This window comes from Rufibacter ruber (assembly GCF_001647275.1).
Classification (GTDB): Bacteria; Bacteroidota; Bacteroidia; order Cytophagales; family Hymenobacteraceae; genus Nibribacter; species Nibribacter ruber_C.
On record NZ_LRMM01000107.1, the window covers coordinates 1 to 9,267 of the forward strand.

At 53.0% G+C, this 9,267-nt stretch carries 9 protein-coding genes; 6 read left to right on the forward strand and 3 right to left on the reverse strand.

Going from position 1 to position 9,267, the window contains the following annotated elements:
* Window positions 1–401: 401 nt before the first annotated feature.
* The 3 genes from A8O25_RS21290 to A8O25_RS21300 all read right to left on the reverse strand — a co-directional run bounded on the left by A8O25_RS21290 (window position 402) and on the right by A8O25_RS21300 (window position 2,035).
* Complete coding sequence (locus A8O25_RS21290) at window positions 402–926, reverse strand: DUF2480 family protein (protein ID WP_066839519.1); 525 nt, start codon at window positions 924–926, stop codon at window positions 402–404.
* Between the two features lie 5 nt (window positions 927–931).
* The gene (tsaB, locus tag A8O25_RS21295; RefSeq protein WP_066839521.1) at window positions 932–1,621 is read right to left on the reverse strand and encodes a tRNA (adenosine(37)-N6)-threonylcarbamoyltransferase complex dimerization subunit type 1 TsaB; all 690 of its coding nucleotides are present in this window, start codon (window positions 1,619–1,621) and stop codon (window positions 932–934) included.
* A 123-nt stretch (window positions 1,622–1,744) separates the two neighbouring features.
* A complete protein-coding gene (locus tag A8O25_RS21300) occupies window positions 1,745–2,035 on the reverse strand; it encodes a hypothetical protein (RefSeq protein ID WP_066839522.1) in 291 nt (96 codons plus the stop codon).
* A 153-nt stretch (window positions 2,036–2,188) separates the two neighbouring features.
* On the opposite strand from A8O25_RS21300, the gene A8O25_RS21305 reads away from it, so the two are divergent.
* The 6 genes from A8O25_RS21305 to A8O25_RS21330 all read left to right on the forward strand — a co-directional run bounded on the left by A8O25_RS21305 (window position 2,189) and on the right by A8O25_RS21330 (window position 9,185).
* Window positions 2,189–2,560, forward strand: coding sequence for a group III truncated hemoglobin (locus tag A8O25_RS21305; RefSeq protein ID WP_153042868.1), 372 nt, complete (start codon window positions 2,189–2,191; stop codon window positions 2,558–2,560).
* A gap of 3 nt (window positions 2,561–2,563) precedes the next feature.
* Entirely contained in the window at window positions 2,564–2,929 is a 366-nt protein-coding gene (locus A8O25_RS21310; protein WP_066839526.1) for a globin family protein, read from the forward strand.
* Between the two features lie 421 nt (window positions 2,930–3,350).
* Window positions 3,351–4,235 carry a universal stress protein gene (locus tag A8O25_RS21315; RefSeq protein ID WP_153042869.1) on the forward strand — a complete coding sequence of 295 codons (885 nt, stop codon included), beginning with the start codon at window positions 3,351–3,353 and terminating at the stop codon, window positions 4,233–4,235.
* Between the two features lie 25 nt (window positions 4,236–4,260).
* Window positions 4,261–5,436 carry a L,D-transpeptidase family protein gene (locus A8O25_RS21320; protein WP_082893818.1) on the forward strand — a complete coding sequence of 392 codons (1,176 nt, stop codon included), beginning with the start codon at window positions 4,261–4,263 and terminating at the stop codon, window positions 5,434–5,436.
* An 11-nt stretch (window positions 5,437–5,447) separates the two neighbouring features.
* Window positions 5,448–6,302 (forward strand): PDDEXK family nuclease, encoded by an 855-nt coding sequence (locus A8O25_RS21325; RefSeq protein WP_066839531.1) that lies wholly within the window; start codon window positions 5,448–5,450, stop codon window positions 6,300–6,302.
* A 234-nt stretch (window positions 6,303–6,536) separates the two neighbouring features.
* Window positions 6,537–9,185 (forward strand): cation-translocating P-type ATPase, encoded by a 2,649-nt coding sequence (locus tag A8O25_RS21330; RefSeq protein ID WP_066839533.1) that lies wholly within the window; start codon window positions 6,537–6,539, stop codon window positions 9,183–9,185.
* The last annotated feature ends 82 nt before the right edge of the window (window positions 9,186–9,267 follow it).

Genomic DNA, 9,267 nt, shown 5'->3' on the forward strand with positions numbered 1-9,267 from the left:
CTTTCCCCGGTATGCAAGAGAAAAGTTAAAACTTTTTCCCCGCCCTGCCGCCTGCACTTCCTTACCAAAACCGCTCCTGCCGAACGGGATGCAAAGGTAGGAAAAGTTTTACTCTTTACAAGGCTGCGCTCCATTTTCCCTTTTAAAACTATCTACCTTCTCCTTTTATGCTGAGGCAATGACGCGTATACCTCTTGTAAATTAGAGGCTTAAGTGCCGCAATCTTTCTATAACTTTTTTTCTAACTTTTCACTAAATCCATCGGCTTTCCTAATGGACACGGGAGTATAATTCTTTTTGAGGCCTAGAAGTTCCTGCGGGGGTTAAAATTTTTAACAAAAAAAGGGAGACAGGTGGCTTTACCTCATCTCCCTTCAAATGCCCTCAACATTCATTTCAGGTTATTCTGCCGCTACTTTTTCCTTCGGCTTCTTATAGATTGGGACTGTAGAACAAGGCTCTCCATACATAATACTGCTTGCCACGGGCAACAACTTCTGCATAACCTCTACATAAGCAAAGGTGGGAACCGGTATCTGACCGCAGCCTTTAATTACCAGTTTTGCGTCTTGATAATCTGCTGGGTTTATTTTAGCAATTGCATCTTGCAGTAGCGCCTGCTCCAAGGCTTCCAGGTTTCCAAACACATACCGGTTCACATAGGGCTGAAGCTTACTTGCCAACAGCATATAAGCCCATGTTGGCACAATAGCATCTGTTGAACAGATGATAGCCACATTCTTTGTAGCATACTGTGACCAGTCATGTTCTTTTACAAAAGCTCTGAAATCTTTCTCCCGCAGCATTAACCCGTGGAACAGGTTTTCTTTAATATCATAAACCACCCGCTCGCCTGGGTGCAGATACTCCTCCAGGTTCAAGGTGACGAGCCCACTGTTGGCTACCCGGTTTACAAACTCTTCCATATCTCTTATTTACCTGATGGTGTAGTGATATATACTTCTTTTAAATAGAAGGGCTCATAATAGGCCACATCTTCAAATTCTTGTTTCTGATATTTCTGCCAGGCAAGTTCTCCAATGGCTCTGGCTGTTGGTTTAACATTCTCAAGGTAGAAAGCGTTCGGGTGGGTGGCAAGCAGTTCTTTTGCTTTTTCGCTTCCGTTCCCGAAGAAGGCGATAGGCTGGTCTTGCATTTCAGCGGCAAAAGTCTCCGCACTCAGAATCACTGGAGCCACCTCAAGCTTCTTTTCTAATGCATGCGTGAGCAGACAGGTGTACACTTCAGCTCTGCGGGCGTCTAGCATGGGGCAAAACAGAAACCTCTCTGGCCCCGGGGTGGAAGAAACCACCTGCTGCGCCATGGCCGTTAGGGTATCAACGGCAATCAGGGGTTTGTCTAATGCGTAACACAAGCCTTTGGCCGTACCAGAACCAATTCGCAACCCTGTGTAAGAACCCGGGCCGCCTGACACCGCCACCGCCGCCACCTCCTTCAGCTCCACACCGGCATTTTCTACTACCTGTTGCACCATCACGGTGATATGGGAAGAATGCGATTTCTCCATCTGCAGCTCGGCATAAGAAAGCAGTTGGCCGCTTTTGTGCAGCGCCACAGAACAAACCGAAGAAGACGTTTCTAAAGACAACAGGTACGCCATGCGTGAAACAGAATTTAAACTTGACAGGGCAAAGCTACGGCATTCTAAAATAAAAGGGCAACCTTCTCCGGTTGCCCTTTCTATACCTATACATCACACTATTATATATAGTGTGGCTTTAATCTATTTTTTGGCACTGGCAGACAGCAGAGACTGGTACCGGTTAGAGTTGTTCAACACGTCAACGGCCGCCAGAATATCTTCATCATCATTGAAAGTTGCCTCAACCAGACCTTTCTGCAGGTAATACCGTGACACAATCTCCTGCTCCAGCAATTCTGTGATTTCAGGCTTGAAGCGCATCAGATCATTGCCCTTGTTAGTGGCCACCTTTTTCTTGATCTGCTCCACATCAGCTTTGATCTCATCAAAATGCTTGTCTTCCTTGGCAACGGTATTGCAGTGACAGGCCAACCATTCAGCACCTACTCTCTCTCCTTTTCAGGAAAAGCAGGTATTTCTTCAAGTGCTGCCCCACGGGTGGTTTTCTTACAGAAAAAACTGAGAACGCAGGAACATTCTTTGCCCTCCCTCCTTCCCCAATCCTTTACCTCCAAACCCACCACTATGCCCACTACTTCCTTCCCTACCACTGATATTAAAACCGATGCTGACATTGCCCTGCTGGTAAAGGTGTTTGAGCAGAAGGCCCAGCAACACGCCTTAGCTACTCCCGGTCCGGTTGCAGAGCAGGAAAAGCAGGAGCGGCTCATGTTCAGGTACTGGCGCTCAGTTCTGTTGGAGGCCAAGCCGTACCTGCAGCACCCTCTGGTGCCCTATGCCTTCCTGCAGATTCCGGCCGGCCACATAGGCAGATGGATTCACTTGTTTTATGAGACACTGGAGGAAAACTTCAACGGCAGCCTGGCAGACATTGCCAAAGCCCGCGCCTCTAATCTGGCCCGTCTTCTGCACCTTCCCTCCTTACCCCACTGCTGACCTATGGCTCCCACTGCCCATCTGGAGGAGATACTCCAGGGAATACTACAGGAGGAGGACATTAGCCAACTGGTTGACACGTTTACGGCGGCCTTCTACCGTTTACCCTACTCTCCTGCCTTCACCCCTGAGCTGGAAGAGGTTGTACCCCGGCTGTACACCCTCCTATGCTGGTTGCTGATGGGGCAGGCCACCCCCCTCCCGGATCAAACTGTCCTGCTGTTTGACAGAAAGCCCTGGCGGCAGCTCCTCCACCAGACCGTGGCCACCCATTTTCACGGCCGGTTGGCTGAACTGGTTATAGCCAAACTCTCTACCAAGCTGAAAAACCTGAAAGCCGCTCCCACCCCTTTTCTGCTGGTCAACTAAAAAAGGACGCTGTTTAGCCGTTTTACTTAAATATATGGCGTAAGCGTCTGCTTGTGCCTTTAGGGTCAGTAAGCTTCTTGTTTCAGGGCTGTTTTTTGGAAAGCAGCCCCAAAATGAAAACACACCCGCTCGGTTGCGTCCTGCCCAAGTGCCGTCACGGTTCATCACCATAGAAAAGGGAAAACTATAAACAGCTTCTATAAAAATGGAGCGCCTGCACTACCTGTGGCCAACGTCTGTTTTAGGGCTGTTTTTCTGAAAACAGCCCTAAAACAGACGTTGGCGTTTGGGCAGAGGTCACTTTTTTAAGGCATGATGAAGATCATTTTCACCTTTGACCGCCATCATCTGGCCACCCGGGCGCAACCGCTACTTTTGTAAAGGCTTTGGAAAGCACCAAACCCTGACAGACGTATTCCCCATGACTACCATACTGGTTCCCACAGATTTTTCTAAGAATGCCGCCAATGCTGTTGACTTTGCGGTAGCACTGGCCCGCCGCGTGAAAGGGAGGCTGCTTTTGATTCATACCGTAGAGCTACCCGCCTCCAGCACGCCAGAAGGGTTGATTCTGCTGCCGGTAGACACCAGCCTGGTAGAAGACTGTGAGGAGGAGCTGCAGAAACAGGCCGAGCAGATTAGGCTGCAGCATGCGTTCCAGTTTGAAGTGGACACTTTCTGTCTGTATGGCTCACTGGTAGGGCAGTTGAATGAGCTCATCCGGACCCAGGCGGTAGACCTGGTGGTGATGGGCACCAGCGGGGCCAGCAATTTCATTGACAGATTTATTGGCACCAATACCGCTTCGTTTATCAAGGCGGCCCATTGCCCGGTACTGGCCATTCCGGCCAATGTCACCTTTAAGGGCTTCCATAAGATAGCCTATGCCACAGATTTTGAAGGGGAGGAGACGGTGTTTCTGAAGCATCTGTTCCAGTTTGCGGCCCCTTTCAAGTCTGAGGTAAGTATTGTGAACGTAAGGCCAGAGGAACAGCGCGAACTGGTTTCTGACTATAAGCCGCTAAAGGAAATCACCAAGCATTACCCTGGCAATGAGTACCAGGTGGTGCTCCTCCCGGGGAGCAATGTGGTGAAAAGCCTTAAAACCTTTGTAGCAGAACACCACATGGACCTTCTGGCGGTCTCAATCCATGAACGGGGATTTTGGGACCAGCTGTTCCACAAGAGTATTACCAAAGAGTTGGCCTATCAGGCCTTTATTCCGTTATTGGCGCTTCCGGAGGAGCCTTACCAAACCTTGCCTTCCTCCTGGTCTGGAAAGTTAAAACCGCAACCAGTGCAGTAACCAGTATCCTCCTAATTCCCCCTAAATGAATGTTCAGGCACGTCTCTTATTGCTACCTTTCCTGCTCCTGTTCTGCGCTTCTGCCTGGGGACAAACTAAAACTTTTGTTCCAGCTGTTCAGATACAAAGACTAAAGGCCGCCCTGCAGGAATACCAGCACCTGGATGAAGACAACCTGTGGACCACGTTCCCGAACAAAACCTGCCTTCGCCCCGGCGAAAAAGACCCGCTCATTTCCGGCCTCAGAACTAATTTGTTTCTGATGGGGGACCTGCCCAGCCTCGCCTCGCCCACAGACTCTTCTTTTGATGAACTGCTCACCCAGGCCGTAAAGAAATTCCAGCGCCGGCACGGGCTGGAAGCAGACGGGGTGGCCGGTCAGGCCACCTTAGAAGCCCTCAACATCACCCCGGCCCAGCGGCGGGCGCAACTGGCACTGAACCTGCAGCGGTGGCAAGCTGACTCTTCCCGCACCCCACAGCCGCTGGTCCTGGTGAACCTCCCGGAGTTCATGCTGCACTTGCTTGACTCAACAGGCACACAGGTCTGGGAGACACAGGTGGTCATTGGCCAGACGCCAAAAATCTACCAGACCGTGCCTCTGGAAAGCAAGATCAGTTACCTGGTGGTCAACCCTACCTGGACCGTACCGCAAAGCATTATCAAAAGGGAAATAGCCCCCATGCTTAAAACCAACCCGCAGTACCTGGCCCAGAACAACATGGTGGTGTACCGGCTGCAAGGAAAGACGCGGGTACCCGTCTCCCCCTCTGCCATAAACTGGGAGAACTTTGATGCCGCCCGGGAGAATATTCTGGTAGTACAGCAGCCTGGCCCGCACAATGCCTTGGGCCGTATCAAGTTCATGTTTGCCAACCAGCATTCCATCTACCTGCATGACACCCCGGCTAAAAGCCTGTTCTCTCACCCTATCAGGGCCTACAGCCACGGGTGTGTGCGGGTGCAGAACCCAGAAAAGCTGGGGGCCTACCTCCTTGACCAGAACTGGGCAGACGGCCTGCAGCCGGCAAAGGCACTGCAGCAGACAAGTCCGGAAAAAAACCTTTATTTGCCGAAACCAATACCCGTAAAGTTGGCCTACTACACCAGCTGGGTAGATGACAACGGAGAAGTGCAGTTCCGGAGAGACCTCTACCAGCTGGACGCCCTCACCACACCCCAACCGGAAATGTTCCAATAGCCCATAAGCCTATGACCAAACCCAAGAACGTACTGGTGACCAAATCTTCTGGCGAGACCGCGGCATTCTCTTACCAGAAACTGAAGAAGTCTTTAGCGGCCGCCGGGGCGAGCGAAGCCATCATCAACACCATCATTCCGCAGGTAGAAGGCCTGCTGTACCAGGGAATCCCCACCAGACAGATTTACAAAAAAGCCTTTGCGCTGCTCAAAGGCAAACCCGGCGCCCTGGCGGCCCGGTACAAACTCAAGAACGCCATCATGGAGCTGGGGCCGTCTGGTTACCCGTTTGAGCGTTTTATTGGGGAGCTGCTCAAAAGCCAGGGGTACCAGGTGTCAGTTGGGCAGATCATGAAGGGACAATGTGTGAACCATGAGATTGATGTGATAGCCACCAAAGGCTACCAGTACTTCATCATTGAGTGCAAGTTCCATAACCAGTCCACCTACCAGTGTGATGTCAAGATCCCGCTTTACATCCATTCGCGCTTTAGGGATGTAGAGGCCGAGCTCCGGAAAAAATCTGGCCGCGAAGACCTCTTTTACCAGGGCTGGGTGGTCACCAACACCCGGTTCACCCTAGATGCCATCACCTACGGCCAATGTGCCGGTTTGCACCTGCTGGGCTGGAACTACCCTGAGGGCAACAGCCTCAAGGAGTTGATAGAGAAAACCGGCATCTACCCTCTTACCACCCTCACCACCCTCACCAGCTTTGAGAAACAGCACCTGCTCCAGGAGAAGATGGTCCTGTGCAAAGATATCTGCCAGAAACCCTACCTGCTGGAAGAACTAGGCATAGGCGGGGAACGGCTCAGGAGAATCTTGCGGGAGGCGTACGATCTCTGCGGGTCAACCCCCACCTGATAGCCCCCGCTGCCTACAAGGCCGGAAAGCTGCAGGTTACGGGAGTAGTTATCCTGGGTGCCTACTCCTTCAGGAGCTGGTGTCTCCTTGCCTCACATGCCTGTTTTCGGCCTGTTTTCCTGAAAACAGGCGAAAACAGAAAAAGCAGAAACCAGCCTGACCGGCAGAGAATTACCAGATCAGTATTCCTATTGTTCCACATTATTTCATTCATTCCTAAACTTAACCAAGCCTATGCTCACCCCCTGGTATCAATTCACCCCGGAAGAAACCATGAAACAGCTTGGCTCCAGTCCGGAAGGTCTGCGTATGCAGGAAGTAGCAATACGCCAACAGCAGTATGGCCTGAACAAGCTGCCCGAGCCCAGGCGCAAGACCTTGCTCCAGATCTTTTTGGGCCAGTTCCTGAGCCCTCTCATCTATGTACTCATTGCTGCTGCCGTAATTTCCCTATTTGCCGGCACCGCCGGTGATGCGGCCTTTATCATGTCCATCATTGTCATCAATGCGTTGTTGGGCACCTGGCAGGAGTCAAAGGCGGAGTACAATGCCTCTGCCCTCAGAAACATGGTGCGGGTGCGGGCAAGGGTAAGGCGGGCAGGGCAGATGGTTGAGATTGACGCCCAGGAACTGGTGCCCGGAGACGTGGTACTGCTGGAGTCTGGCATGAAAGTACCCTGTGATGTGCGCTTGGCACAGGTAAACGAGCTGACCGTTGAAGAGGCCCTGCTGACAGGTGAGTCCCTGCCGGTCATGAAGCAGGAGGCCGCCCTGAGCCATGAAGTGCAGAGTCTGGGCGACCGGGTGAACATGGCATTTGCCGCCACCACCGTGCTCAAGGGCCGCGCCTGGGGTGTTGCCACCAGTACCGGTATCCAGACAGAGATGGGCAAGATTGCTGATTCGCTGGCCTCTTCTTATGCTGAGCGGCCACCGCTCCTGCAACGCATGGACCGCTTTGCCAGCACCATCAGCAAGGTGGTGCTGGTGGTGTGCGTGCTACTGGGGGTCATTGGCTGGTGGCGCGGCATGGAAGTCATGGAAATCTTCTTTTTTATGATTGCCGTTGCCGTGTCAGCTATTCCGGAAGGACTCCCGGTGGCCCTTACGGTAGTGCTTTCCATTGGCACCAGCCGCATGGCCAAACGCAACGTGATTGTGCGCAGGCTCCCGGCCGTAGAAGGTCTGGGCAGTTGCACCATGATCGCGTCTGATAAAACGGGTACGCTGACCATGGATCAGCAGTCAGTACAGGCCCTGGTACTGCCAGACGGTCAGCACCTGGACGTAACCGGCCAAGGGTATAACGGGAGCGGCCAGATATCAACTTCTACCGGTAGCCCCGCCGCCCTCACCCTGCCCCATTTCCAACCCCTGTTGCAGGCGGCCGTCTTGTGCAATGAGGCTTCTCTCCAGCAAACCGCCAGCGGTTGGGAATACAGCGGCGACCCGGTAGATGTGGCGTTGCTGGCGCTGGCCTACAAGGCAGGGGTTTCCCCAGCCTATTTCCTGACGGGGGTAGAGGTAGAGAAAATGGTACCCTATGAGTCTGAGAACAAATTCTCAGGAGTGTTTTACCGGCAGCAGGGGGAGCTTTGCTTCTGGATGAAGGGAGCCGTAGAAGTGATTGCTGAAAAACTCCCGCCCGCCCAGCAGGGGCTGCTGTTTCAGAAAACAGAGGCACTGGCCAAGATGGGCTTCCGGGTGATTGCCCTGGCGGGCGGGCCCGTTAGGGAGGTGCATCTGGAGGGGCTTCCAGAACTTTCCCTGGCCGGGATTATTGGCCTTATAGATCCCCTCCGCGAAGAGGCCAAAGCAGCGGTTCAGGAGTGCCAGGCCGCCGGGATTGAGGTGGCCATGGTCACCGGTGACCACCCAGAAACGGCCTTTGCCATTGCCCGCCAGCTGGGTTTGGCTCAAACCGCACAGGAGGTCATCTCCGGCAAAGAGCTGGCACAGATTCAGGAGCAGCAGCCTGCCTCCTTTGCCCAGATGCTAAAAGGGAAACATGTCTTTGCCAGGGTAACGCCGCTGCAGAAGAAAGAAATTGTAGAGGCCCTGAAGGAGAACGGCCATTTTGTAGCCGTCACCGGTGACGGTGCCAATGACGCCCCCGCCCTCAAGGCCGCCCATATTGGCATAGCCATGGGCAGCGGCACAGACCTGGCCAAAGACACAGCCTCGCTCATTATTACCGACAATAATTTTGCCTCTATTACGGCTGGGGTAGAAGAAGGAAGGTTTACCTACAACAACCTGCGCAACATCATCTACATGCTCCTCTCCACGGGGGCCGCTGAACTGCTCCTGATTGCCTGTACCCTCATCCTGGGGCTGGAGCTGCCGTTTATTGCCGTGCAGTTACTGTGGCTCAACCTTGTTACCAACGGTATTCAGGACGTGGGGCTGGCTTTTGAGAAAGGAGACGCCTCGGTCATGAAACTCCCGCCGCGCAAACCAGAAGAAGGGATCTTTAACCAGTTAATGATCAAGCAGCTGCTGCTCTCTGCGGTGTTCATTGCAGGCATCACGCTGGTGGTGTGGTACATCCTTACCGAAGTGAACCACTTGGAGGTGGCGCATGCCCGCTCTACCCTGATGATGCTCATGGTGCTGCTCCAGAATTTCCATGTGCTGAACTGCCGCTCTGAGACCAAATCGCTCTTCAAGACGCCGCTGCGCAACAACTACCTCCTGGTTGCCGGCATTCTGACGTCCCAGCTACTGCACATTGCCGCCTCTTACATTCCTTTTCTGGCCACTACCCTGCAACTGGAGCCAATTTATTTTGAGGAGTGGCTCAAGCTGGTGCCCACCGCCATGATCATTTTTGTGGTCATGGAAGTGTTTAAATGGCTCAGGCGCCAGCGGGTTCTCTCCTAGCCTGCCCTGGTCTGTTGCGCTTGTTTTCAAGAAACAGGCCAAAAAACTAGAACCAAGGCGGCCCATTTTCCCCCAATCTGCC